The 23,046-nt window shown below is 54.6% G+C and carries 24 protein-coding genes; 11 read left to right on the top strand and 13 right to left on the bottom strand.

The features are described 5' to 3' along the window. The first annotated feature begins 208 nt into the window (after window positions 1-208). On the top strand, window positions 209-925 hold the full coding sequence (locus ACETPC_RS10565) for an ABC transporter ATP-binding protein (protein ID WP_380181144.1): 717 nt from the start codon (window positions 209-211) through the stop codon (window positions 923-925). Window positions 926-962: 37 nt separating this feature from the next. Here the strand turns inward: ACETPC_RS10565 and bioD are convergent, their stop codons facing one another. The 4 genes from bioD to bioB are packed head-to-tail and all read right to left on the bottom strand — an operon-like array spanning window position 963 to window position 4,549. Further along, the gene (gene bioD, locus ACETPC_RS10560; protein WP_380181142.1) at window positions 963-1,634 is read right to left on the bottom strand and encodes a dethiobiotin synthase; all 672 of its coding nucleotides are present in this window, start codon (window positions 1,632-1,634) and stop codon (window positions 963-965) included. Next, window positions 1,627-2,379, bottom strand: coding sequence for a malonyl-ACP O-methyltransferase BioC (gene bioC, locus ACETPC_RS10555; protein WP_380181140.1), 753 nt, complete (start codon window positions 2,377-2,379; stop codon window positions 1,627-1,629). The genes bioD and bioC overlap by 8 nt, the downstream gene beginning before the upstream one ends. Beyond that, on the bottom strand, window positions 2,363-3,517 hold the full coding sequence (bioF, locus tag ACETPC_RS10550; protein WP_380181138.1) for an 8-amino-7-oxononanoate synthase: 1,155 nt from the start codon (window positions 3,515-3,517) through the stop codon (window positions 2,363-2,365). The genes bioC and bioF overlap by 17 nt, the downstream gene beginning before the upstream one ends. After that, complete coding sequence (gene bioB / locus ACETPC_RS10545) at window positions 3,518-4,549, bottom strand: biotin synthase BioB (protein ID WP_380181136.1); 1,032 nt, start codon at window positions 4,547-4,549, stop codon at window positions 3,518-3,520. Between the two features lie 85 nt (window positions 4,550-4,634). Here bioB and bioA point away from each other — a divergent pair, with 85 nt between their 5' ends. Beyond that, window positions 4,635-5,936, top strand: a complete 1,302-nt coding sequence (gene bioA / locus ACETPC_RS10540; protein WP_380181134.1) for an adenosylmethionine--8-amino-7-oxononanoate transaminase — start codon at window positions 4,635-4,637, stop codon at window positions 5,934-5,936. On the opposite strand, the gene ACETPC_RS10535 is transcribed toward bioA, so the two are convergent. The 4 genes from ACETPC_RS10535 to ACETPC_RS10520 are packed head-to-tail and all read right to left on the bottom strand — an operon-like array spanning window position 5,923 to window position 10,846. Next, window positions 5,923-7,044 carry a fimbrial protein gene (locus tag ACETPC_RS10535; protein ID WP_380181132.1) on the bottom strand — a complete coding sequence of 374 codons (1,122 nt, stop codon included), beginning with the start codon at window positions 7,042-7,044 and terminating at the stop codon, window positions 5,923-5,925. The two genes, bioA and ACETPC_RS10535, sit on opposite strands and share 14 nt — an antisense overlap. Further along, window positions 7,032-9,449, bottom strand: a complete 2,418-nt coding sequence (locus ACETPC_RS10530; RefSeq protein ID WP_380181130.1) for a fimbria/pilus outer membrane usher protein — start codon at window positions 9,447-9,449, stop codon at window positions 7,032-7,034. The genes ACETPC_RS10535 and ACETPC_RS10530 overlap by 13 nt, the downstream gene beginning before the upstream one ends. Window positions 9,450-9,465: 16 nt before the next feature. Then, window positions 9,466-10,200 carry a molecular chaperone gene (locus ACETPC_RS10525; RefSeq protein ID WP_380181128.1) on the bottom strand — a complete coding sequence of 245 codons (735 nt, stop codon included), beginning with the start codon at window positions 10,198-10,200 and terminating at the stop codon, window positions 9,466-9,468. 58 nt (window positions 10,201-10,258) lie between these two features. Beyond that, window positions 10,259-10,846: a fimbrial protein gene (locus ACETPC_RS10520; RefSeq protein WP_380181126.1), complete on the bottom strand. Its 588-nt coding sequence runs from the start codon at window positions 10,844-10,846 to the stop codon at window positions 10,259-10,261. A 637-nt stretch (window positions 10,847-11,483) separates the two neighbouring features. Between ACETPC_RS10520 and ACETPC_RS10515 the strand changes: the two genes are divergently transcribed. From ACETPC_RS10515 to ACETPC_RS10505, 3 genes are read left to right on the top strand one after another with little or no spacing between them, the layout of a single operon-like run. Further along, window positions 11,484-12,536 (top strand): NADP-dependent oxidoreductase, encoded by a 1,053-nt coding sequence (locus ACETPC_RS10515; protein ID WP_380181124.1) that lies wholly within the window; start codon window positions 11,484-11,486, stop codon window positions 12,534-12,536. Window position 12,537: 1 nt separating this feature from the next. Beyond that, window positions 12,538-13,218 carry a type 1 glutamine amidotransferase domain-containing protein gene (locus ACETPC_RS10510; protein WP_380181122.1) on the top strand — a complete coding sequence of 227 codons (681 nt, stop codon included), beginning with the start codon at window positions 12,538-12,540 and terminating at the stop codon, window positions 13,216-13,218. 14 nt (window positions 13,219-13,232) lie between these two features. Then, window positions 13,233-13,709 (top strand): kinase inhibitor, encoded by a 477-nt coding sequence (locus tag ACETPC_RS10505; protein ID WP_380181120.1) that lies wholly within the window; start codon window positions 13,233-13,235, stop codon window positions 13,707-13,709. A gap of 316 nt (window positions 13,710-14,025) precedes the next feature. Here the strand turns inward: ACETPC_RS10505 and pgl are convergent, their stop codons facing one another. Then, window positions 14,026-15,021, bottom strand: a complete 996-nt coding sequence (pgl, locus tag ACETPC_RS10500; RefSeq protein ID WP_380181118.1) for a 6-phosphogluconolactonase — start codon at window positions 15,019-15,021, stop codon at window positions 14,026-14,028. A 148-nt stretch (window positions 15,022-15,169) separates the two neighbouring features. Between pgl and ACETPC_RS10495 the strand changes: the two genes are divergently transcribed. The 3 genes from ACETPC_RS10495 to ACETPC_RS10485 all read left to right on the top strand — a co-directional run bounded on the left by ACETPC_RS10495 (window position 15,170) and on the right by ACETPC_RS10485 (window position 16,945). Then, window positions 15,170-15,988 carry a pyridoxal phosphatase gene (locus ACETPC_RS10495; RefSeq protein WP_380181117.1) on the top strand — a complete coding sequence of 273 codons (819 nt, stop codon included), beginning with the start codon at window positions 15,170-15,172 and terminating at the stop codon, window positions 15,986-15,988. Between the two features lie 161 nt (window positions 15,989-16,149). After that, a complete protein-coding gene (locus tag ACETPC_RS10490) occupies window positions 16,150-16,716 on the top strand; it encodes a hypothetical protein (protein ID WP_380181115.1) in 567 nt (188 codons plus the stop codon). After that, the gene (locus ACETPC_RS10485) at window positions 16,700-16,945 is read left to right on the top strand and encodes a hypothetical protein (RefSeq protein ID WP_380181113.1); all 246 of its coding nucleotides are present in this window, start codon (window positions 16,700-16,702) and stop codon (window positions 16,943-16,945) included. Before ACETPC_RS10490 ends, ACETPC_RS10485 begins: the two co-directional genes overlap by 17 nt. A gap of 113 nt (window positions 16,946-17,058) precedes the next feature. Here ACETPC_RS10485 and modC read toward each other — a convergent pair whose 3' ends face one another. From modC to ACETPC_RS10465, 4 genes are all read right to left on the bottom strand, one after another. Then, a complete protein-coding gene (gene modC, locus ACETPC_RS10480) occupies window positions 17,059-18,117 on the bottom strand; it encodes a molybdenum ABC transporter ATP-binding protein ModC (protein WP_380181111.1) in 1,059 nt (352 codons plus the stop codon). Then, complete coding sequence (gene modB, locus ACETPC_RS10475; RefSeq protein WP_380181109.1) at window positions 18,111-18,806, bottom strand: molybdate ABC transporter permease subunit; 696 nt, start codon at window positions 18,804-18,806, stop codon at window positions 18,111-18,113. The genes modC and modB overlap by 7 nt, the downstream gene beginning before the upstream one ends. Further along, entirely contained in the window at window positions 18,803-19,573 is a 771-nt protein-coding gene (gene modA, locus ACETPC_RS10470; protein WP_380181107.1) for a molybdate ABC transporter substrate-binding protein, read from the bottom strand. The genes modB and modA overlap by 4 nt, the downstream gene beginning before the upstream one ends. Before the next feature lie 143 nt (window positions 19,574-19,716). Then, entirely contained in the window at window positions 19,717-19,872 is a 156-nt protein-coding gene (locus ACETPC_RS10465; protein WP_380181105.1) for an AcrZ family multidrug efflux pump-associated protein, read from the bottom strand. Between the two features lie 145 nt (window positions 19,873-20,017). Between ACETPC_RS10465 and modE the strand changes: the two genes are divergently transcribed. The 3 genes from modE to galT form a co-directional block, all read left to right on the top strand. Further along, complete coding sequence (modE, locus tag ACETPC_RS10460) at window positions 20,018-20,797, top strand: molybdenum-dependent transcriptional regulator (RefSeq protein WP_380181103.1); 780 nt, start codon at window positions 20,018-20,020, stop codon at window positions 20,795-20,797. A 76-nt stretch (window positions 20,798-20,873) separates the two neighbouring features. Next, window positions 20,874-22,340, top strand: a complete 1,467-nt coding sequence (gene modF / locus ACETPC_RS10455; protein ID WP_380181101.1) for a molybdate ABC transporter ATP-binding protein ModF — start codon at window positions 20,874-20,876, stop codon at window positions 22,338-22,340. A gap of 520 nt (window positions 22,341-22,860) precedes the next feature. Further along, window positions 22,861-23,046, top strand: a 186-nt coding sequence (galT, locus tag ACETPC_RS10450; RefSeq protein WP_380181099.1) for a galactose-1-phosphate uridylyltransferase, incomplete at its 3' end; no start/stop codon positions are given.

Below are 23,046 nucleotides of genomic sequence, written 5' to 3'. Positions count from 1 at the left end.
TACTAAAGGCAGCTTTCACCGCGGGTTTTGACCGCACGTGTAAATCTGGCCTGCGAATTGCAACAGGCTTTACCGCCTCACGCTTCCATTAGACCAGAGCGAGAAGCACAAGCCGCGCGCGTTGCATCAACGCTGACGACTGCCCGCCGTCCGTACAGAAACGGAGGCGAACAGGTGCGATCGAAAATTTTCTGGAGGAGAGTGCCAGATGCTGAGCCTGCATGCGATAAATCAGTTTTACGGCCAGAATCATATTTTATGGGATGTCGATCTGGAGCTGCCGCCGGGCACCTGTACGGGCGTGCTGGGCAGGCCCGGAATGGGTAAAACCACGCTGGTGAACTGCATTATGGGCCATCTGCCCATTAACAGCGGTTCAATTCTCTGGCAGGAGGGCGATCTGCCGCCACAAGACTTACTGCTACAGCCGGTAGAAAAACGCGCGGCGCTTGGCATCGGCTATGTGCCACAGGGGCGGCATATTTTTTCACAGCTGAGCGTCGAGGATAACCTGCAAATAGCGCTGCTGGCAGGCATCGGCCGGGAGCGTCATCCGGCTATTCCGGCCATGGTTTACGATCTTTTCCCGGTTTTATATTCCCTGCGTCACCAGCGCAGCGGCGAGCTGCCGCCCGACCAGCAGCAGCAGCTGGCGCTGGCAAGAGCGCTGGTGCTGCAGCCGAAGCTGCTGATTCTGGATGAGCCGACGGAAGGCATGTCGCCGTGGCTGGCGGAGGAAATGGGCAATCTGATCTGGCGGCTGAATCACGATTTCGGCCTGACCATTCTGCTGCTGGAACAGCAAATTTCATTTATCCGCAAGGTGGCCGACTATTTTCTGCTGCTGCATCGCGGGCGCAACGTCGCCCACGGCAAGGTGGCCCAACTGGATGAGAACATGGTTAACACCTGGCTGACAGCCTGAGAGGCTTCCGGCGCGGAGAAGGCGCCGGGAAAAGCACTTATTCAGGCAGGCGGACGTATTGGCCTAGCCGGTCAAAATCGGCGCTGTCAGTGAGATACGGGATTTCGCCCAGCAGCGGCGCAGGCAGCCGCTGTTTCAGCGTCGCCATATACTCTGCATGGCGTTTGCCCGGCGGCTGTACCTGATTAGCTATCCAGCCTGCCAGGCGCAGCCCGCTGGCCTGAACGGCCTGCGCCGTGAGCATGCCATGGTTGATACAGCCCAGCTTTACGCCAACCACCAGCACCACTGGCAGTTGCTCAAGCACCACCCACTCAGCAAAGGTGGTAGTCTCCGACAGCGGCGTAAACCAGCCGCCTGCGCCTTCGGTCAGCACCCATTCCGCCTGCTCGCGCAACGTCGCCAGCCCGGCGGAAAGCTCGGTAAACGCAATTGGCCTGCCCTCTTCCGCGCTGACGATATGCGGCGAAGTCGGTTCCAGAAAGGCCAGCGGGTTGATCTGCTCATAGGGCAGCGCCAGCACGCTGTTACGCTGCAAAGCCAGCGCATCACTGTTGCGGATGCCTTCCGCCGTTATTTCACAGCCGGAAGCAACGGGTTTATAGCCTACGCTGCGTAATCCGGCAGCTTTTGCCGCCTGAAGCAGTGCGGTACTGGCGACCGTTTTCCCCACTTCCGTATCCGTGCCGGTAATAAACCAACTACTCACAATCGATCGCTCCATACAGCAAATGGTAGCTGAGCAGAAAACCGCGCTCGTCGCGCGGCCAGATCTGCGCCAGCTGGTTAAAATGTTGGCGGCTAAACATGCCGTCGCCGCGTCCCTGATGCAGATGGGTTGCCCCGATGCCTTTCAGCGAACGCAGCGCGCTGAGCACATCCGGGAAAACCAGCGTCAGCGTTTGCGGCACCAGTCGCCATCCTTGTGCTGCCTGTTGTATCTCCGCAACGTCAAGAAAGCGATTCACGGGCGCTGGCAGATCCAATCCACGCCAGGCCTGGTTAAGCTCGTTCAGCGTTCCAGCGGTCAGCGTAGAAAACAATACCTGGCCACCCGGTCGGGTTACACGCCGCATTTCAGCGAGCGCCAGCCGCAGATCGCTACACCATTGCACCGCGAGGTTACTCCAGCACACATCAAAGGCGGCATCGGCAAAAGGCAGCGCTTCTATGTCGCCCTGACGATATTCATCGGCAGTTTCGCGCAGTCTGGCTTCCTTTAACATTTCTGTCGATAAATCCAGCGCGGTAACGCGATTGCCCTCGCTGCGCCAGCGTTTGCTGAACCAGCCCGGCCCGCAGCCTGCGTCCAGCACATGGCGCCTTTGCGTATAGCGAGCCAGCGAGAAAAGCGCCTCGCCGCAGAGCCGTTGCAGTTCCGCATGCTGGTTGTAGCTTTGTGCCGCCCGGCCGAAAGCTCTGGCGACCGCCGTTTTATTAACTGTTTGCGTCATCCAGCGCCTCCAGCAAGCATAAAATATCTTCTTCGCGGTGCGCCGCACTTAACGTAATTCGCAGTCTTGCCGTGCCTGTGGGAACGGTAGGCGGTCTGATTGCCGTTACCCAACATCCTTTTTCGCGCAGCCTTTCCGCCAGTTCTAAAGCCCGCGGCTCTTCACCTACTAACAGCGGCTGGATGGCCGTAGCGGAAGGCAGAAGTTCAAGTCCGAGCTCCGCAGCTCCTTTGCGGAACAGACTAATATTGTGTTGAAGCCGCGCGCGTAGATCGTCGCCCTGCTGCACAGCATGCAAAGCAGCCTGTAGCGCGCAGGCCTGGGCAGGCGGCATCGCGGTGCTGTAGATGAGATGACGGGCAAACTGCAACAGATAATCCGCAGTTTCCTCACTACAAAGCACCGCCGCGCCGCTAAGGCCAAAAGCTTTACCAAAAGTCACCACCAGCAGTTCCGGCTGCACTTTTTGCTGCCAGCAGCTGCCGCGTCCCTGCTCGCCCGTCACACCGATACCGTGCGCGTCGTCCACCATCAGCCAACTGTTATGGCGAAGGGTAAGCTGATGCAGTTCCGCCAGTGGCGCGCTGTCACCATCCATGCTGAAAATACCTTCCGTGACCACCAGTGTTTCGCCAACGTCAGCGGAACCCGCCAATAGCTTAGCGAGCGCTTCCGGCTGATTGTGAGCAAAGCGGCGTAGCGCGGCCGGACTTAGCGAGGCCGCTTCCAGTAGCGATGCATGCGCCAGGCGATCGGCAAAGATACAATCATTTTTCTGCATCATCGCGGCAATAATCGCCTGGTTGGCAGCAAAACCCGAGATAAAGAGCAGCGCGCGCGGATAGCCCAGCCATTCCGCAAGTTCACGCTCAACTTCCTGATGAGGCGCGCCATAGCCGGTTACGTGGCCCGAGCCGCCAGCGCCGACGCCGTAGCGCTCTGCGCCCTGCTGCCAGGCTGCGATGACACGCGCATCACGGCTCAGACCCAAATAATCATTTGAAGAAAAATTCAGGTAGCCACGATCGTTAACGCGAATAGTGCGGACATCGCCCTGTTGGCTGACACAGCGCTGGCGAAATTGCTGCTTCTCCCGGCGCTCCGTGAGCGCCAGGCTAATGCGTTGTTGCCAGCTCATTTACACTGCCGCGTTGTAGAACTGTTCAGTATCGGCATGAAGCAGCTGGCCCGCCAGCGCCTGCTGCTGTTCGTTGTCACCCGCTTCCGTAGTGGTATGCGCAGGGTTCAAGCCCAGTTTGCGGAACAGGATCAGGTCTTTGTCTTCTTCCGGGTTCGGCGTGGTCAGTAGCTTACAGCCGTAGAAAATAGAGTTGGCACCAGCCATAAAGCACATGGCCTGCGTTTGTTCACTCATCTGCTCGCGACCGGCAGAGAGGCGTACATGCGAGGTTGGCATCATAATGCGCGCCACGGCGATAGTGCGGATAAAATCGAAAGGATCGACATCGTCGTTATCCGCCAGCGGCGTGCCTTTGACCTTGACCAGCATATTGATAGGCACGCTTTCCGGCGGCGTCGGCAGGTTTGCCAGCTGTACCAGCAGACCCGCGCGGTCGTTAACGGTTTCGCCCAGACCAACAATGCCGCCGGAACAAACTTTGATACCTGCATCACGCACTTTGCCCAGCGTATCCAGGCGCTCCTGATAGCTGCGGGTTGTGATAATGCTGCCGTAAAATTCCGGCGAGGTATCCAGATTATGGTTGTAAAAATCCAGCCCGGCGTGCGCCAGCCGCTGCGCCTGGTCATCGCTCAGCGTGCCCAGCGTCATACAGGTTTCCAGCCCCATCTCCTTGACGCCTTTTACCATTTGCTCCAGATAAGGCATATCGCGCTCGTGCGGGTTTTTCCATGCCGCGCCCATGCAGAAACGGTCAGAACCTGCGGCTTTGGCTTTGCGGGCGGAAGTCAGCACCTCTTCCACTTCCATCAGGCGCTCGGCTTCCAGGCCCGTTTTATAGCGCGCGCTCTGCGGACAATATTTGCAGTCTTCCGGACAGGCGCCGGTTTTGATCGACAGCAGCGTGCTGACCTGTACCTGACGCGGATCGAAATGCTGACGATGCACCTGCTGCGCTTCAAACATCAGCTCCAGAAAAGGCTTGTCGAAAAGGGCCTGAGCCTGGGCGATTGTCCAGCGATTTGCCATTGCTTGCTCCAAAAAATAGATCTCATGTTCATTTTACGGTTATGCTTGTAAACTAAATTTTTTAATTTTGGTTTACAAGTATTTTATGACTCCTCTCGATCTCGCGTTTGACCGCGACCATATCTGGCATCCCTACACCTCCATGAGCAAACCGCTGCCGGTTTATCCGGTAGTGGCAGCTCACGGCACGACCTTGCAGCTGGACGATGGCCGCGAGCTGGTGGACGGGATGTCCTCGTGGTGGGCGGCAATCCATGGCTATAACCATCCGCGCCTGAATCAGGCGATGCGTGAACAGATTGAACAGATGTCGCATGTTATGTTCGGCGGCATTACTCATCCCGCCGCCGTGGCGCTCTGCCGCCGCCTGGTAGAGATGACGCCGCAGGGGCTGGAGTGCGTGTTTCTGGCCGATTCAGGTTCGGTCGCAGTTGAAGTTTCAATGAAAATGGCGTTGCAGTATTGGCAGGCGCGCGGGGAAAAGCGTCAGCGTTTTCTGACCTTACGCAACGGCTATCATGGCGATACTTTCGCCGCCATGTCCGTCTGCGATCCGCAAAACTCTATGCATTCTCTCTATCAGGGCTACCTGCCGAACCACCTGTTCGCCGCCGCGCCGGGCTGCGGTTTCGACGATGAGTGGCAGGAAGAAGATCTGGCTGATTTCGCCCGGCTGATCGCAGAACATGCGCACGAACTGGCCGCAGTGATCCTGGAGCCGATTGTTCAGGGCGCTGGCGGTATGCGTTTTTATCATCCGCGCTATCTGCAAGGCGTACGCGAACTTTGCGACCGTCATAATGTGCTGCTGATTGCCGATGAAATCGCTACCGGTTTTGGTCGTACCGGCAAGCTTTTCGCCTGCGACCATGCAGGCATCTCGCCGGATATTATCTGCGTTGGCAAAGCGCTAACTGGCGGCACCATGACGCTTTCCGCCACGCTGACCACCCGTGAAGTCGCCAACACTATCAGCAACGGCGAAGCGGGCTGCTTTATGCACGGCCCGACCTTTATGGGCAATCCGCTGGCTTGTGCGGTCGCCAGCGAAAGTCTGGCGATGCTACAGGAAAATCACTGGCAGCAGCAGGTCGCCGCGATTGAAAAGCAGCTTAAAGCCGCGCTGTTGCCATTGAAAGCGCAGCCGGAAGTGGCCGATGCCAGAGTATTGGGCGCCATTGGCGTAGTCGAGACGCGTCGCCCGGTAAATATGGCCGCGCTACAGCGCTTTTTCGTAGAGCTGGGCGTCTGGATCAGACCTTTTGGCAAACTGATCTATCTGATGCCGCCTTACGTTATCACCCCGGAAGCGCTGCAAAAGCTGACTGATGCGATCACCGCCGCCGTTGCGCGTCCGGAGCTATTTTTGCCGCTTAATCATAATTGAAATAGAGCGTAGCGGTAGCCACCACCGAACCCGGACTAAGGGTAGCCGGATCATAGATTTTATAGGCTACTTTTAGCGCTGGCGGCGCAACGTTAATATCGCCTCCGCTGGCGATTTCCAGCACCTTGCTGGCCTCGCTGTCGTCAAGCGTCAGCGGCTGGTCCCGGCTGTCGCTCAGAATAAAACCGATGCCGCTGGAGGTAGAACTGCTGTTACGCATAATCTGCCTGTTGTCGTCGATTACATCGGCGCTGGAGAGCCAGGCGCTCAGGCTCCGGGTGGCGCCTCCTGCCAGCGTATTCAGGCAGGTGATGGGAAGTTCAAAAGGCGTGCTGCCGTTTTCCTGCCCTTCCCGCAGCGCGCTTAGCGGTATACGTGGCAAAGTGACCTGTTGATTCGGCATTTCACAGGTGGTTTCAGCGGGATTAAAGGTTACCCTGAGTGACTGATAGCCCAAATAACTACTATCCCAGCTTCCCGAGGCCGCCACGGCAGCAACCTTGTCGATATCCGGCACGCTGCCGAGTCTGTTAGTGCTATAGATAACCATAGGGATTAGAGAAACGCTGTTGCTGTGGGTAACCTGATAATAATTGCCGTCGGTAACGTTCGGCTCGCCGTCTGCTAAAGACGCCGTTAGCGTGTAGGCGATATCTTCACCCCTGAGCACCGGGCTTGCGTTGTTATAGCTCAGCTTGCTGAGAAACTCACTGACCTGAAATTTCACCCATCTCGATACGCCTGCCGCATTGATAAAGTTAACCCAGTAGCCGTTGCCAAGCGGACTGATAAAATTTACCTCGTTTGGGGGAATAACTGCCCAGCAGTTGACGGGAATTTCCCAGGTGCCGGCACTTCTTTTCGCCGCGCTGCTCTGCATGGTCAGCAGCTCGGTTATATCTACCGTATCCGTTGCCTCTACCGTGGAACCGCTTATCAGCGAACATCCTGCCCAGCACGCCGAAGAGTGCAGTAACAGCATGCCAGCAAACGGGCGGCACCATTTCAGCGTAAAGCGAGGCTTTTTTCTTTTCGGCGAGTAATCTTTACTGGCTAAGAAAAGAGAGAGCGGCCCTGTTTTCGCGAAAAAAAGTTTTAGTCCGTGCAAAGGTTGTCTCCTTCCATAGCGGGTCGATGGATGTGGCACCTTTTCGCCCCTTTGTCCGTTACCAGCTCTACCACCAGCGTATCCGGCAGCCTGTCCGCTTTAAGGTAAAGCAGACTTCCCTGGGAAACATAGCCCAGAGGCTTACTATCCGGCGTGCTTACTGTTGCCCCAAAGGGTAAAGGACGACCGTCGGGCTGGAGAGCCCTGAAGGTAAAAACCCGGCGCGTATCCGTTTTATATTTGAGATAGCTAATGCTGCCAGCCCAGGGAGCGACCTGAGCGGTATTGCCCAGCAGCTCGCCGTTTTCGCCTTCCGCCAGTCGGAAGCGATTAATGCGGTATGGCGCGACGGAAGCGACAAGCACCCTGCCGCTGCTATTGGTTTTGACGCTGCTGTTGCCGTTGACCGTAGCCCCGGTGATGCCCGGCGCATCCAGAATGGCGAAGGTGTCGCCGCTGGCGCCGGAGGCCAGCACGCCGCCTCGCCAGAGCACCAGGCTGCCGCTGACACCGCCACCTGCCTGCCGCCAGGCGGACGCCTGACTGTAGTTACCGCTCAGCCTGGCCCAGGGCGAGCGCCAGGCGCTGTAAAGCCCTGCTCCTGAAGTTTGCCCCTCGCGGTCATGGCTGAAACTCAGGCTGTAATCCACCTTGTCGATAGCGCTGTTTAATCCTGCTTCCAGCCCGGTGAACCGCCCTTCTTTTAAGGAGCTGCGCAGCGTAGCGCTGGCGTTACTGGCGAACAGACTGAAAGGAACGGAAAGCGACCAGTCGAGACGATTTTCGCTATAGCTTTTACGACCGCTGTCGGCGTAGTCATAATAATTACGCCGCGCCGCAAGGCTCCAGCTGGCGCGACGATAATTATTGCTCAGCGTCAGGCTGTATTGACGAATGGCAGGCGTATCGCTGCGGTACTGCCGCCACAGGCCATCCAGAGCAAGCCTTCCCCAGCCTTCCGGTAGCGTCTGGTCGAGTATTACGCTAACGCTCTCGCGGCTTTTTGCCCGGTTGCCGCTCATTTTTCTCTGGGCAACGGCATCGTAAAAAGAGAGATAGTCCGACGAATTATAATACCAGGTCGCCAGCGTTAAGTTGGTGCGGGTGGGGAAATAACGACTCCAGGAAAGCTGCCAGCGCTGGCCCCGTGACTGTTCCTCTCTTTTCAGGCGGGCTTGCGCCATATCAAGATAAGCCGAAAAAGATCCGAGACGGGAAAAACTGAACGCGCCGCCCAGCAGCAGTGAAGAGTAGGCTTCGCTCAGGATCGCGCCGCCGTATAGCGTCAGATTATTGTTAATCCCTTTCGACACTTCGCCCTGAACAAAAGCCGGATGATAATCCAGCCCGCTGATTTGTACTTTCCCGGCGTGCGCCGTCCATGCAGTCGTGCCTTTCCTCAACATATCCGAGACGGAAGAATACGGCACCACAAAGCGCTCCGTTTCTCCGCCCGCGTTAATTACTTCTACCACCAGTTCACTGCGAGAACCGGCTGGCATCAAATCGTCGATTTCAAAAGGGCCTGGCGGCACCGTAAGCTGACGAAGCAGCGTCTCATTTTGCCAAATTTTGACCACGGCGTTGGACAGAGCCTGCCCCCGGATCACTGGCATATAAGTACGCCAGGTGTCGGGATACATACGCGGCTCCTGTTTCAGCGTAACGCCGCTAAAGCGTATGCTGTCAAAGCGCGGTGAATCCACGTAGCTTTCGCCAACTCTCAGGATGGAACGCAGTGCCGGCAAAGCTCTTTCTATATAGCGCGCAGAAGTATTCCACGAGGTTTTGCCGGAGTTTTTAAGCAGATTACTGTTATCGATAAACTGCCAGCCGGCGATATTAAGACCGCTATTAAGATTAAGATAAAGGCTATCTGTATTAATACCGTTATCTTTGCGTCGGGAATGATAATAATTGAAGTTATAGCTGGCCCAGGCACCATTGATTCCTGAATCCCACAGTTCAGGAGCAAGCCACCGCCGATCTCTTTCTTTTACCCAGGCCTGAGGAATGGTTAGCTTAAGCTGTAGCGCGCTGGTAGCAAAGCGGGCCTTGCCGCCATGCAGCAGGCAGTTGACCGGCAGCCAGCTACGGCTTTCGCAACGGCTTTTTTCAGGGTCAAGCGGCAAGGTTTTAAGCGATTCTCCAGCCAAATAAAGTTGGTTATTTTCCGCTACTTTTAATGGCTGGTTGCCATACCAGGCTTCGTTGATATAAATATCAACATCGTAAATCCCGGGAGAGATAGTCTTATCGCGGTCGTTCCAGACAGCCTGAGCAGAATCGCCCACCAGAAAGCTGGTATGAAAGGTTTCGGCTTTAAGCCGGAAAGCCCCTGTTAAAAAAAGGCTGAGCAAAATCCCTTGCCCGATAAGGGAAAGCGAACCCGAAGTTGCTTTCATTGTTCTTTCCTGTAATTTATTTTACTTGCGCGATGGCCGGATTGCGGCTGCCAAAATCATCGATATACACCAGTTGATAAGGTTTGGCCTTTGGCCTGAAAGGCTCTCCTTCCGGGGCACGACAGCTATAAGGAGGAATAAGCAGGGCCTTGCGAATCAGATTATCGCTCTTTTTTCCCTTTTGTATTTTTGTGCTTTTTCCGTCCCAGACCATAGCCTGTAGCAGGGTTACATAATAAGGCGTTGCGTTGTCAATACAGGCCGACGTGCCCTTAAGATTAATAGATAAATTTTTTGCTATGTCGCCAGGCTTTACCGCCAGCCCTTCTGGTCGCCAAAATAATTTAATGCGGTTACGGATAGCAAACTGCATATAATTCCCGCTATTTTCCCGATTGACGGGTACTGGAGGAATATCTAACACATTAAGCCAGAATATGGATTCCCGATCCTGGGGTAGATCCTTAGCATTGTTATCATGAGTAATTTTAATTGTTTGCCCATCGTCGCCATTTATTTTTACTACAGGCGGCGCTGTTCTGAAAGGCGTGATGATGTTTTCCGGTTTCTCATCTACTCTGCCGTCATCGATCCAGGACTGGATAAGATGTTGTTCCCGACTTTTATTAACCAGCTGCACCGAAACGCTTTTTGCGCCAGCAGGATAGACGACTCGCGTAGAAGTAATAATAACGTTTGCGCTGACGGAAAAAGAACAGCAAGCGACAAAAGCACAGAGAAATTTTTGCACGGAAACTCCTGTAACCTTGCAGATAAAGGCGGGAAGCGTTAGCTTTCCCGCCTGAAAATTATTCGTAGCTGAAGGTATAGGTCGCGGTAGTCATCACTGACCCGGCACTAACATCCGCCCCGCCATAATTATAATAATTAGCATAGAAACTTATATTACCCGCCGCGCCGGTATCAAAAGTACCATTCCCCGAGCGGGTAGTAGCCAGGCCGGTATCAATGGCCTCGTTCATTGCTAACAGCGTGGAGCCGTCACGGGTGATAGCGATACCCACGCCTTCTGCCGTACCCGTTTCGTTTTTCAGATAGCGCATATCGTCAGAAACGCTGGTGCCGGTAAAAGTAATATTTAGCGGTTGGGCGGCGATGCTGGCAGCATTGAAGCCGCTGCATCCGGCAACGTTAATGGTGAAAGGCGTGGCTGCCGCGCTAACGACGCCCGGGCTGGTGCCTATCTCTTCATGCGTAACGGGAGAAACATTAACGGTGAAATCAGAACCGTTATTGGTAGTGATATCACAAGTGGTATCGCTGACCGCGCCGCTGAAGGTAATAGTTCCGCCAGGCACGCCCGAGTCGGTTATTGCCAATGCATTGCCTGCCAGAAACAGGCTAAGGGCTGCTGTAGCCGTGCAAATCTTTTTCATTAATCGTCCTTTTTTATGTTGTTGACAGATAAAAACCTGACATTCCTTTCCGAGCGGTTAAACAGAAAAATGGTCCTGCGCCGTTCTTCGCCAGGCATTTTCCGACTTTTCTTTCTTTTGCGCAAATAATTTTACACAGAGAACGGCTATGAAATAGAAAAATACTTAAGAAACAAAATAAATGTTAAATAAAAAATACAGCTATATTACCTTGCTGTTGGTGCCGAAAAAAAATTGAGATCTACTTATAGCAATTAAAAATAAAAATAATAAAACTCAACACGAAATTATAAAAAACAAAACACGCCCAACATAAAACGCTAATACCCACCTATATCCTTACTATGGCAAGAAAACCGGATACGCAAACCTTGCCATGCTATCAGCATTAATTGGTATACTTTGTCATTAAAAATTCTGTAAAGCTTATAAAAAAAACAACCAGCTTAAAATTAGATTCAAAGCTAACTTACTGTTTATTGTTACTCTTTTTTCTTAATGCTCCGGATAATTATATTTTCCAGTTATTGCCTGTATGCTTAACGCTATTTTTCCCTTCTTCGTGAGCCTGTCTCGGGCATAAGAGACGCGTATGCACTACTCTTGTACAAGTTGTACTTTGTGAAGGAGAAGAAACATGCCGCAAGATAAACAGACAAACCGGCGTATCGTACTGGCTTCACGCCCGCACGGCGCGCCAACCGAAGCCAACTTCCGTCTGGAGTCGCAGCACGTGCCAACGCCCGGGAAAGGCCAGGTTCTGTTACGCACTGTCTGGCTTTCGCTGGATCCCTATATGCGCGGGCGAATGAGCGATGCGCCTTCCTACGTGCCGCCCGTTGCCGTCAATGATGTGATGGGCGCAGGCACTGTCGCCATTGTCGAACAATCAAACCATGAAGATTATCAGCCGGGCGACTGGGTAGTCAGCCAGAGCGGCTGGCAGGATTTTGCCCTGTCGGACGGTAAAGACCTGTTTAAACTCAGCGGCCCGGTACTTAAACACCCTTCCTGGGCGCTGGGCATGCTGGGCATGACCGGCTTTACCGCCTATATGGGGCTGCTGGATATCGGCAACCCCCAGCCGGGCGAAACCGTGGTCGTGGCCGCCGCCACTGGCGCAGTAGGCTCAATGGTTGGTCAGATAGCCAAACTTAAAGGCTGCTACGTAGTCGGCATCGCTGGCGGCGAAGAGAAATGCCGCTATGCCGAAGAGGTGCTCGGTTTTGACCGCTGTCTCGATCACCGTTCCGGCGATCTGGCCGAGGCGCTGAAGCGCTACTGCCGTGACGGCATTGATGTCTATTTCGAAAGCGTCGGTGGTCCGGTATTTGATGCCGTGCTGCCGCTGATGAACACCAAAGGACGCATTCCCGTTTGTGGACTGATTGCTGATTACAACAGCAGCGACGCGCCGCAGGGCCCCGATCGTCTTCCGCAGTTCCAGGGCGCTATTCTACGCAAGCGTCTGCGTGTCGAGGGCTTTATCATCACTCAGGATTACGGCCATCGCTTTAACGAATTTTTCCAGCAGATGAGCCAATGGGTGGCAGAAGACCGCTTTGTGTTCCGCGAAGATGTCGTGGATGGCCTGGACAATGCGCCTGAAACCTTTATTGGTATGCTGGAAGGCAAAAACTTCGGCAAGGTGCTGATTAAAGTGGCTGGCGATCAACCAACAGGAGCCTGAGATGAAAATTTTAATGGTGCTGACCTCCCATGACCAGCTTGGCGATACCGGCAAGAAAACCGGCTTCTGGCTGGAAGAGTTCGCGGCGCCCTATTATGTATTCCGCGATGCGGGCGCCAACGTGGTGCTGGCTTCGCCTGCAGGCGGCCAGCCGCCATTAGATCCCGTCAGCGATGAACCGGACGCGCAAAGCGCCGATACCGAACGCTTTCGCAAAGATATCGCTGCCCAGCAGGCGCTGGCTAATACCCAGCAGTTGAGCACCATCGATAGCAGCAAATTCGATGCGGTATTTTATCCCGGCGGTCACGGGCCGCTCTGGGATTTGGCTGAAAATCAGCAGAGTATCGAACTGATTGAAAGTTTCTACGCCAACGGCAAGCCGGTCGGTGCGGTTTGCCATGCGCCGGGCGTGCTGAAGCGGGCGAAAAAACCGGACGGCTCGCCGCTGGTGGCCGGTAAACGCGTTACCGGCTTCAGCAACAGCGAAGAAAGCGCCGTCGGACTAACGGATGTGGTACCTTTCCTGGTTGAGGATGCGCTGAAGGCTTTGGGCGGCGACTATGAGAAAACCGACGACTGGGGCAGCTACGCCATTGTGGACGGCCATCTGGTTACCGGCCAAAACCCCGCTTCCTCCGCAGCCGCAGCCGAGGAGCTGCTGAAACTGCTTCACCAATAATACCAGGAGGGGAAATGAAACTCTTTAGTCAGGATTTTAACGATGGCGACAAGCTGCCGCAGCGCCAGGTTTTTAACGGGATGGGTTATGAAGGCGATAATCTGTCGCCGCATCTGACCTGGGATGAAGTGCCGGCCGGCACCAAAAGTTTTGTCGTCACCTGTTATGATCCCGATGCGCCAACGGGCTCCGGCTGGTGGCACTGGGGCGTGGCTAATCTGCCTGCCGATACGCGCGTACTGCCACAGGGTGCGGGTTCTGGCGTAGCCGAGCTGCCTTCCGGTGCGGTGCAAACCCGTACCGATTTCGGCAAAGCGGGCTACGGCGGCGCCGCGCCGCCAAAAGGCGAAAGCCATCGCTATATTTTTACCGTTTACGCGCTGGATGTGGAAACGCTGGAAGTGGATGAGAACGCCAGCGGCGCTATGCTGGGCTTTAACGTACACTTCCACCAGCTGGCAAGCGCTTCGCTTACCGCTATTTTTAGCTGATAGCAGGCGCGCCGGTTATCCGGCTCCAGTCTGAAGTCCGGCATTCGTCCGGACTTTTTTCTTTGTGGCATAACGCGAGAGCCATCACAAAAAATAACAATGGCGTTTCTTTAAATTAGCCAGAGCCAGAACAGCAAAAGCATGGGGCAGAACTGCTTTGTTTGGCTCGAGGATAGCGGACAATTTGCATATTTAATGCTGAATTTGATGAGGTTACCCGGCGAATCCTGCTTTATCGCCGCTGACGAGCCAGTCGTCACCCTTCGGGGAAGAGGACGCCTGGCGCGGGTTTATAATGCTTTTCCCTGAAGGGTGCCTAAATTTCGGTAATAGTTACCCACATCGGCCCCTGCCCGACCGCATAGCGGCCCAGCGGCGTTAGCAGGCCTCTTTCGCCAGCGATTTTATAGACTTCGATATGGTGCGATTTCTGCCCGGCTGCGATCAGAAACTGACCGCTGGCGTCGATGTTAAAACCGCGCGGCTGCGTTTCGGTAGGCTGATGACCTTCAATCTGCAGCAGGCCGCCGTCTTCGCTGACGCTGAATATGGTCAGGAGGCTGGCGGTACGATCGCAGGCATAAAGGTGGCGGCCATCCGGCGTAAGACGAATATCCGCCGCCCAGCGCGTATCGCTGAAGTCCGCAGGCATCATATCCAGGCTCTGTACGCGTTCAACTTCGCCATGCGCATTATTCAGCTGCCAGACGTCTACGGTGCTGTCCAGCTCATTTACGCAGTAGGCATACTGCTGATTAGGATGGAAAACCATATGGCGCGGGCCTGCACCTTCAACCGTAGTTACCTGCGGCTGCGCATGCGGCAGCAACTGGCCATCTTGCTGAAGATCGAACAGGCAAATACGATCCTGCTTCAGCGCCGGCACGTACAGCGTCTGGTTGCGCAGGTCGATATTGGCCGAGTGACAGCCATCCAGCCCTTTAATAACCTGAACAGGTTCGCCCGGCAGCCCTTCGGCATCTACTGGCGTTACGCTGACGCAGGCATCGTTATAGGAGCCGGTAAAGATAAAGCGGCCTTCGCGATCGGTGGAAATATGCGTCGGGCTGCCCGGCAGCGGCGCTTCCGCCGCTTTGGTCAGCTTGCCTTCGCTGTCGATATGAAAAGCGATGACGCGGAAATCCGGGCGGATACCCACATACAAAAAAGCTTTGTTCGGGCTGACTACCATCGGCTGTACCTGCCCCGGCAGATCGACCACCTGTAGTAGCGTCAGCGCGCCCTGCGGGTCGAGCTGCCAGGCATGGATCTGCCCGCTTTCCGGGCTTGCGGTATAAACGACTTGTTTCATGAATGCTCCTTTTTCGTGGGAATCGGGTCTGCTTCAGCGTAGCGCGTTTTCAGCGGCCTCGCAGGCGGATTTGTGCCGGGTATTTTGTTAACGCCGTCACAGGGTGTAGACTCAAAAATTCGTTTTTTAACCACATTTGGAACGGTTTATGAGTTATCGCGTTATTGCTTTGGATCTGGACGGCACGCTGCTGACGCCGCGTAAGACTATTCTTCCCGAGTCGCTGGCAGCCCTGCAGAAAGCCCGGCAGGCTGGCGTAAAGATTGCGATCGTGACCGGCCGCCATCATGTCGCTATCCATCCTTTTTATCAGGCGCTGGCGCTTGATACACCTGCTATCTGCTGTAACGGTGCCTATTTGTATGATTATCAAGCGAAAAAGGTATTGAGTGCCGATCCGCTGCCGCAAAACCAGGCGCTGCGGGTGATTGAGATGCTGGACGAAGCCGCCATTCACGGTCTGCTCTATGTCGATAATGCCATGCTTTACCAGACCGAAACCGGTCACGTAACCCGCACCATTAACTGGGGGTTATCGCTGCCCGAGCATCAGCGTCCCACCTTTACTAAAGTGCCGAGTCTGGCAAAAGCGGCGCAGCAAGCCGACGCCATCTGGAAGTTCGCATTATCGCATCCTGATACTCGCGCGCTGCAGCAGTTCGCCGACAGCGTAGAGCAAGAGCTGGGTCTGGCCTGTGAATGGTCATGGCACGATCAGGTCGATATCGCCAAAGCGGGCAACAGTAAAGGCAAACGGCTGGCGGAATGGGTTGCATCAGAAGGCCTGGAGATGCGCGACGTGCTGGCTTTCGGCGATAACTATAATGATTTGAGCATGCTGGAAAACGTCGGGTTAGGCGTCGCTATGGGCAACGCCGACGAGGCGATCAAAGCCCGCGCGCATCGCGTGATCGGTACCAACCTGGAGCCGGGCATTGCCGAAACGATTTATCGGGAAGTGCTGTAGCGGGTTCGGGAGTTATCAATTAATACCTGGATTGCCTTTCAGGTTCAAACATCTGGCTAATTCTGATAGTTCCATGCTTATATAGATGGAATTATTTGAAAGATATTGGAACCGGATCACACCGATATAGCTCATAATATTTGCGAAAGGATGCACTGGCTATGGACATAATTGCGGACGACTATTTAATTGACACTGCTTTAAGACGTAAGCGGTTTATCTATGATAAAGCATTACATTACGCTTACCAGTTTATGGTCGGCGGTAATTTTTACTCTGTTGTTATCCGGCTGATTACTGATGAAAAAGAATTAATCCGGCTCGGTTATGTCTTGCCGGTGGGGGTAACTTTTCCTCAACAAGGCATGGGCGAAGTTATCTTTGATATGTACATCGACGTTGAGTCTTTTGGCAGTTTTCAGCATGTTGTAAACCTGGGGTTGGGCGGCGGCAAAGTACTCACTAAAGTTGCGCTGGCTATGGTAACTCACTATGATACTTACGGTGTAGGCGGCTATTTATTTCAGGCTGCAACCCGACCTTCCGGAGGTGCTCAGCGTTTTGTAACTCTTGAAGAAACCTATGATTATTTATTAGGTTTACGCACAACACCTCGCATTAATTTAAAAACTGGTTTGCTTAAAAAGCCCCCGACACCGTTATTGCCTGAAGGCATGTCGGCCTTCAAGCATACCTCTATGGGAGTTAGCTATGTCATCCTTTGTTAAAGCAACACCCGAAACGATCGCCGCTCGCCAGCGTAATACTCTGCAAGCCTTTGCATCAGCGGCTATACGCCAGGATCCTGTGGTTAAGGAAGAATTGTTTAAGGGCGCTTCTCTGACCAATGCAGTGAAAAAAGCTGCTGAGGCCCTGGCTACAACCCAGTCGCGCGGCATATCCAGCAGTAAACTTTTGCGTCAACGGTTGCATAAAGCACGCACACTGGATAAATAGTAATCCAATGAAACAGTGCTACAGACTTGTATGCCCGGACTTTATCTGTCTCAGCAAAAGACGATGTTTTTGCAGCCAGGACACTCTTCTGCAGTGGTCATTGATTTTAACCTTTACAGAACAATGGCCACGCTTTTAATCTGAGCATAGAGCCACATACCTGGCTTAATCATCAGCTCGTCCCGCGCCCAGGGCGTGATGCGCGCCCAAAGTTCACTTTGCCCCACCAGCAGCTTCACCTCGACCTGATTATCTATTTCCAGCAGCTCGCCGACCTGGGCGGGAATAACATTGCGGATAGTGCTGTTGAGCGGCGGCTGTAATACCAGCGAGACATCGGCGGCCTGAATGCGGATGCGCAGCGCTGTTTTCAGCGGCGCCTCTATACGATTTACCCAGATATGCTGGTCGCCCAGCGACAGCGCCGTCATCGCATAGTGCGGATGCTGTTCCAGCACCTGCACCCGCAGCACGCTGCTTTGCTCTGCCCGCGGCAGCCAGGGACGCATAGCGCTGCTGGCCCAGACCTTTTCCAGCGTGCCCAGCGCTTTGACTTCGCCTTTATCCAGCACCAGCACGTTATCGGCCAGCTGGATAATCTCGTCCAGGCTATGGCTGACGTAAAGAATGGGAATATCTACCTGTTTGGCCAGCGCCTGTAAATAGGGCAGCAGCTCGCGCTTGCGCGGCAGATCCAGCGAGGCCAGCGGCTCATCCATCAGCAAAATCTCCGGCGCGCTAAGCAGCGCCCGGCCTATCGCTACCCGCTGTTTTTCACCGCCTGACAGCGAAAAAGGAAAGCGCGACAGCAGTTCGCCGATACCCAGCAGCGCCACCAAAGAGTCAAACTGCGGCCGCATGCTTTTCGCCATGCCGTATTCCAGGTTACCTTTGACCCTGTAATGAGGAAAAAGCCGCGCATCCTGAAAAACATAGCCGATGCGGCGCTTTTCCGGCGGCAAATCTGTCCCCGATTCCGTATCGAAAAGTAGCCGATCATTGAGCGTAATCCGTCCCTGCTGGGGTTTAGTTAACCCGCCGATAGCGTTAATCAGCGAAGTTTTCCCCGCGCCTGAAACGCCGAAGATAGCGGTGATGCCTTTTGCTGGCAGCTGAGCGTTAACCTGCAAGGTATGATCGCCAAGGCGCTGGCTGAAATTGAGTTCTAGCATGGTATGCCCAGCCTCTTGCGACCGCGACGCGCCAGCCATTCCGACAGCCACAGCGAACAGAGCGCCAGCACGATAGCTATCACGCAAAGCCTGGCCGCCGCGTTCTCTGCGCCCGGCGTTTCGATCAGCGTATACATAGCAGAAGGAATAGTGCGGGTTTCGCCCGGAATATTGGAGACAAAAGTGATGGTCGCGCCGAACTCGCCCAGCGAGCGGGCGAAGGCCAGTACGGTTCCGGCGATAATGCCGGGCAGCGTCAGTGGCAGAGTAATAGTAAAAAAGACCCGCCAGCGTCCGGCACCTAACGTGCGGGCAGCCAGCTCCAGCCTGCCGTCGACGCCTTCCAGTGCCAGACGAATTGCCCGCACCATTAAAGGAAAAGCGACCACGGCAGAGGCCAGCGCCGCGCCGCGCCAGCTAAAGGCGAAGGTAAAACCGAACCAGTCATAAAGATACTGGCCGATAAAACCGCGACGGCCAAAACCGAGCAGCAGCAGGTAGCCGACCACCACGGGCGGCAGCACCAGCGGCAGATGGATCAGACTGTCCAGCAGCGTTTTACCTGGAAAACGGCAGCGCACCAGCACCCAGGCCGTTGCTATGCCGACCGGCAGGCTGAACAGCACCGCCACGCTGGAAACTTGCAGGCTGAGCAGCACCGCCTGCCATTCGGGATCGCTTAATATCACAGAGGCGTAAATCCGTAGTGTTTAAAGATGGCCGCGGCTTCCGGCCCTTTCAGGTAGTTGTAGAATGCCGTTACGCTGGCGGAGTCATGGCCTTTCAGCTGCGCTACCGGATACTCTACCGGCTTGTGGCTCTCTGCCGGGAAAACACCGACCACGGTAACCTTTTTGCTGGCCATCGCGTCGGAACCGTAAACGATGCCGTAAGGCGTTTCGTTGCGTTCCACCAGCGCCAGCGCGGCGCGCACGCTGTTGCCCCTGGCCAGCATTGGCTCTACCGTTGACCAGGCACCCAGCGACTGCAAAGCTTCTTTAGCGTAAATCCCCGCGGGTACGTGATCCGGATCGCCAACCGACAGGCGCTGGCCTTTCAGCAGGCTTTTCCAGTCGGTGCTTTTTGCCAGCGTTACCGGCTGCGCTTTAGCTTCCGCTGGCGCAATCAGTACCAGATCGTTGCCCAATAGCGTATAGCGGCTCTGCTCCTCGATCAGCTTTTTCTGCGCAACGTAATCCATCCATTGCTGATCGGCGGAGATAAAAAGATCGGCTGGCGCGCCCTGCTCAATCTGCCGCGCCAGCGTAGAAGACGAAGCGAAGGAGGAAACGATTTTTACCTCTTTCCCCTGCTCGTAATCTTTGGCGATATCCTGCAGCGCGTTAGTTAAGGAAGCGGCAGCAAAAACGGTAATGTTTTCCGCCGCAACGGCCTGGCCGGCCAGGCTCGCCGTCACCACGGCGCCGATAAAGAAATGACGTAATTTCACAGACATGCTCTTCTCCAAAGGTCTCGTTATACAGTCATCACTATAACGATTTACCATCCGGTGTCATGAAGATTATCGGCAAAACAGGAGAGAAGTTGAGGCGGGTCGCAAAAAACGCCCGAAAGGCATCGGGCGTAGAAGAAGAAGCTTTAGCGGCGATCTTTAGCGGGCTGTTTATTATGATGACCGATTGTTGAAATGACGTTAAATACTTCGCCCAGGCCATAAATCAGCCCCAGGATGATCGCCATAACCACGGGCACCATGAGGATCGCCTCTGCAAGACCAATCAGTAATTCCAGCATGGTGTTTTTCCTCACTGAACAAAAAAACTATTGTATCCGCAAAGAAAAAAAGCGCACTGACCTTTTGTGCGTTTTACCTGTTTTTACGTCTGTCGCCCACAACCGTGTACAATTCACAGATAAAACCTTTTTTACAGGAGTGATTATGCAGGCTGAACTCTCCCTGATCCTGAAACTTCAGCAGCGGCTTTTTGCCGATCCTCGCCGTATTGAACTGCTTAAACAGGTCGGCGCAACCGGCTCCATTAGCCAGGGCGCTAAAATGGCTGGTATCAGCTACAAAAGCGCGTGGGATGCCATCAATGAGATGAACACGCTCGCCGACCGCACGCTGGTAGAGCGAGCTACCGGTGGTAAAGGCGGCGGCGGCGCGCGGGTCACCGCCTATGGCGAAAGACTGATCCAGCTTTTTGCGCTGCTGGAGCAGATCCAGCAAAAGGCCTTCGATGTATTGCACGACGATGTGCCGCTGGGTAGCCTGCTGGGCGCCATCGCCCGCTTTTCGCTGCAAACCAGCGCCCGCAACCAGCTCTTTGGCACCGTTGTCCAGCGCGACGCGCAAAGCGTCCAACAGCACGTAGAAGTTCTGCTGGCGGATGGCGCAACGCGCATTAAAGCTGCGTTAACCGAACAGAGCGCCAATCGCCTGGCGCTTGAGGCAGGTAAAGAAGTGTTGGTGCTGATTAAAGCGCCGTGGATAGAGATCGGCCAGCCGACTTCCGCCGCCGATAATCAGCTTGATGGCACGCTGAGCGAGCTGATCAAAGGCGAAACTCACAGCGAAGCGTTAATTGCTTTACCAGGCGGCGAAACGCTCTGCGCCACCCTGACTAATCGCCAGGCAGAAGAGCAAAATCTGCAGGCGGGTATACCGATAACAGCATATTTTAACGCCGACCGCGTAATTATCGCCACGCTGCTCTGAAAAGAGCAGCGGCGTTTGACAGCATCGCCGCCGGGGATCAATAGTGAAGGGAATAATGCATAAAATGGAATAGACAATGGCTACGTTGCAAATTTCGCAAGGCACGTTTCATCTTAGTGCTACCCGTAATCTGATCCTGCCCGAACTCACTATCCGTTCAGGCGAAAGCTGGGCTTTCGTCGGCGCGAACGCCAGCGGCAAATCCTCGCTGGCCCGCGCGCTGGCTGGCGAGCTGCCCGCCGCAAAAGGCTCGGCGCACAGCGATTTTACTCATCCTGTCCGCCTTTCCCTGGAGCAGCTGCAAAAGCTGGTTTCCGATGAGTGGCAGCGTAATAACACCGATATGCTGAGCCCTGACGAAGAAGATACGGGACGCACTACCGCAGAAATTATTCAGGAAGAAGTTCATGATGAAGCTCGCTGCCGTCAGCTGGCCGGGCTTTTCGGTATTACCTCGCTGCTTGAACGACGCTTTAAATACCTTTCAACTGGCGAAACGCGTAAAACTTTGCTTTGCCAGGCGCTGATGGCCGAACCCGATTTGCTGGTGCTTGATGAGCCTTTCGATGGGCTGGATGTAGATTCGCGCGCAAACCTGGCAGCGGTGCTGGCGCAGCTGCATCATAACGGCTACACGCTGGTGCTGGTGCTGAATCGCTTTGACGATATCCCTGATTTCGTCGATCGGGTCGGTATTCTGGCGGAATGCGAACTCACGCATATTGGCGATCGTAAAGCTATTTTGGCCGAGGCGCTGGTCGCCCAGCTGGCGCATAGTGAAAACCTGGAGGGCATCACACTGCCGGAGGCGGACGAGCCGCAGGCAAAACCCACTTTACCACCCGAAACGCCTTTAATCGCCCTGCGCGATGGCGTGGTTTCCTATAACGATCGCCCTATTCTGAATCATCTTAGCTGGACGGTGAATCGCGGCGAACACTGGCAGATTGTCGGGCCAAACGGCGCAGGCAAATCCACGCTGTTAAGTCTGGTTACGGGCGATCATCCGCAGGGTTACAGCAACGATTTAACGCTGTTCAGCCGCCGTCGCGGCAGCGGAGAAACCATCTGGGATATCAAACAGCATATCGGCTACGTTAGCAGCAGCCTGCATCTGGACTATCGCGTCAGCAGCAGCGTGCGCAACGTGATCCTCTCCGGCTACTTCGATTCTATCGGCATCTATCAGGCCGTCTCCGATCGCCAGCGGAAACTGGCAGACGAGTGGCTGCGCCTGCTGGGTATGGAAACAGTGGCGGACAGCTCTTTTCACAGCCTTTCCTGGGGACAGCAGCGGCTGGCGCTGATCGCCCGGGCGCTGGTCAAGCATCCTGCGCTGTTGATTCTGGATGAGCCTTTGCAAGGACTGGATGCCATTAACCGCCAACTGGTGCGCCGTTTTGTAGACGTACTGATCGGCGAAGGTGAAACACAGCTGCTGTTTGTTTCACATCACGCGGAAGATGCGCCGCAGGCTATCACGCACCGCCTGACCTTTGTGCCCGATGGCGAAAGTTATCGCTACCAGTTAGATACGCTCTGACCTGTCAAATAGTCCGCTAATGCCACGGATGGCGCTACGGCTATTTCTTGCTATGACGATATCGCCCCGTCTGCTTTGATACATACGCTTTTACCTGTTTTTTAAGTGAGTGATAAAAACCGTCTTTTTGTATGTTGGCACTAAACCTGACAAACGGCTCCGTTTGCCGCCAGCGTGCCGGTAAAAACGCATTCAGTCGCCAGGGCCTTTTCAGGATGTTGGCACTAAACCCTGCTCAGGCTCCACAGTCTGTCATTCCCTTCCGATTATTCTGATAGTGAGGGTTTGGCACGCCGCAATGGCTGTATATAAAATCCGCGCCCTTATATGTAACCGCTTCCACTTCAGGCCTTTGCGCTCAGTAGACCCGCGATAGTGGATGTTGCTGCATCGGCACTTAGAGATTTTTTGACTTGTGTAAACGATTCCATTTATTCACACTCGATCACGCTTTTTCGCCGTGCGCTGTGCTATTTTTCTTTTCAGGCTTGCAGGCAATTTCAGATTATCAGGACTCACTATGCAAAAATTCGATCCGGTGGAGCATCCTCACCGCCGCTACAACCCGCTGTCCGATCAATGGATCTTGGTTTCTCCACATCGCGCCAAACGCCCCTGGCAAGGCGCGCAGGAGACCCCCTCTCAGGAGAAACTGCCTGCGCACGATCCTGACTGTTTTCTGTGCCCTGGCAACACCCGCGTCACC

This window comes from Pantoea sp. sgz302252, assembly GCF_042610525.1.
In the GTDB taxonomy this organism is placed as follows: Bacteria; Pseudomonadota; Gammaproteobacteria; order Enterobacterales; family Enterobacteriaceae; genus Erwinia.
The sequence above is the reverse complement of the archived record's forward strand: the minus strand, read 5'-3'. Positions and strand labels throughout refer to the sequence as shown.

Bases quoted from the DNA above. Each gene is read 5' to 3' on its own strand.
- pgl (WP_380181118.1), bottom strand. From the start codon at position 15,021: ATGAAACAAGTCGTTTATACCGCAAGCCCGGAAAGCGGGCAGATCCAT.
- ACETPC_RS10510 (WP_380181122.1), top strand. From the start codon at position 12,538: ATGAAAATTTTAATGGTGCTGACCTCCCATGACCAGCTTGGCGATACC.
- ACETPC_RS10485 (WP_380181113.1), top strand. From the start codon at position 16,700: ATGTCATCCTTTGTTAAAGCAACACCCGAAACGATCGCCGCTCGCCAG.
- bioF (WP_380181138.1), bottom strand. From the start codon at position 3,517: ATGAGCTGGCAACAACGCATTAGCCTGGCGCTCACGGAGCGCCGGGAG.
- ACETPC_RS10515 (WP_380181124.1), top strand. From the start codon at position 11,484: ATGCCGCAAGATAAACAGACAAACCGGCGTATCGTACTGGCTTCACGC.
- bioC (WP_380181140.1), bottom strand. From the start codon at position 2,379: ATGACGCAAACAGTTAATAAAACGGCGGTCGCCAGAGCTTTCGGCCGG.
- ACETPC_RS10505 (WP_380181120.1), top strand. From the start codon at position 13,233: ATGAAACTCTTTAGTCAGGATTTTAACGATGGCGACAAGCTGCCGCAG.
- modF (WP_380181101.1), top strand. From the start codon at position 20,874: ATGGCTACGTTGCAAATTTCGCAAGGCACGTTTCATCTTAGTGCTACC.
- ACETPC_RS10490 (WP_380181115.1), top strand. From the start codon at position 16,150: ATGGACATAATTGCGGACGACTATTTAATTGACACTGCTTTAAGACGT.
- modC (WP_380181111.1), bottom strand. From the start codon at position 18,117: ATGCTAGAACTCAATTTCAGCCAGCGCCTTGGCGATCATACCTTGCAG.
- ACETPC_RS10530 (WP_380181130.1), bottom strand. From the start codon at position 9,449: ATGAAAGCAACTTCGGGTTCGCTTTCCCTTATCGGGCAAGGGATTTTG.
- bioB (WP_380181136.1), bottom strand. From the start codon at position 4,549: ATGGCAAATCGCTGGACAATCGCCCAGGCTCAGGCCCTTTTCGACAAG.
- ACETPC_RS10495 (WP_380181117.1), top strand. From the start codon at position 15,170: ATGAGTTATCGCGTTATTGCTTTGGATCTGGACGGCACGCTGCTGACG.
- ACETPC_RS10520 (WP_380181126.1), bottom strand. From the start codon at position 10,846: ATGAAAAAGATTTGCACGGCTACAGCAGCCCTTAGCCTGTTTCTGGCA.
- ACETPC_RS10465 (WP_380181105.1), bottom strand. From the start codon at position 19,872: ATGCTGGAATTACTGATTGGTCTTGCAGAGGCGATCCTCATGGTGCCC.
- modE (WP_380181103.1), top strand. From the start codon at position 20,018: ATGCAGGCTGAACTCTCCCTGATCCTGAAACTTCAGCAGCGGCTTTTT.
- bioA (WP_380181134.1), top strand. From the start codon at position 4,635: ATGACTCCTCTCGATCTCGCGTTTGACCGCGACCATATCTGGCATCCC.
- modA (WP_380181107.1), bottom strand. From the start codon at position 19,573: ATGTCTGTGAAATTACGTCATTTCTTTATCGGCGCCGTGGTGACGGCG.
- ACETPC_RS10565 (WP_380181144.1), top strand. From the start codon at position 209: ATGCTGAGCCTGCATGCGATAAATCAGTTTTACGGCCAGAATCATATT.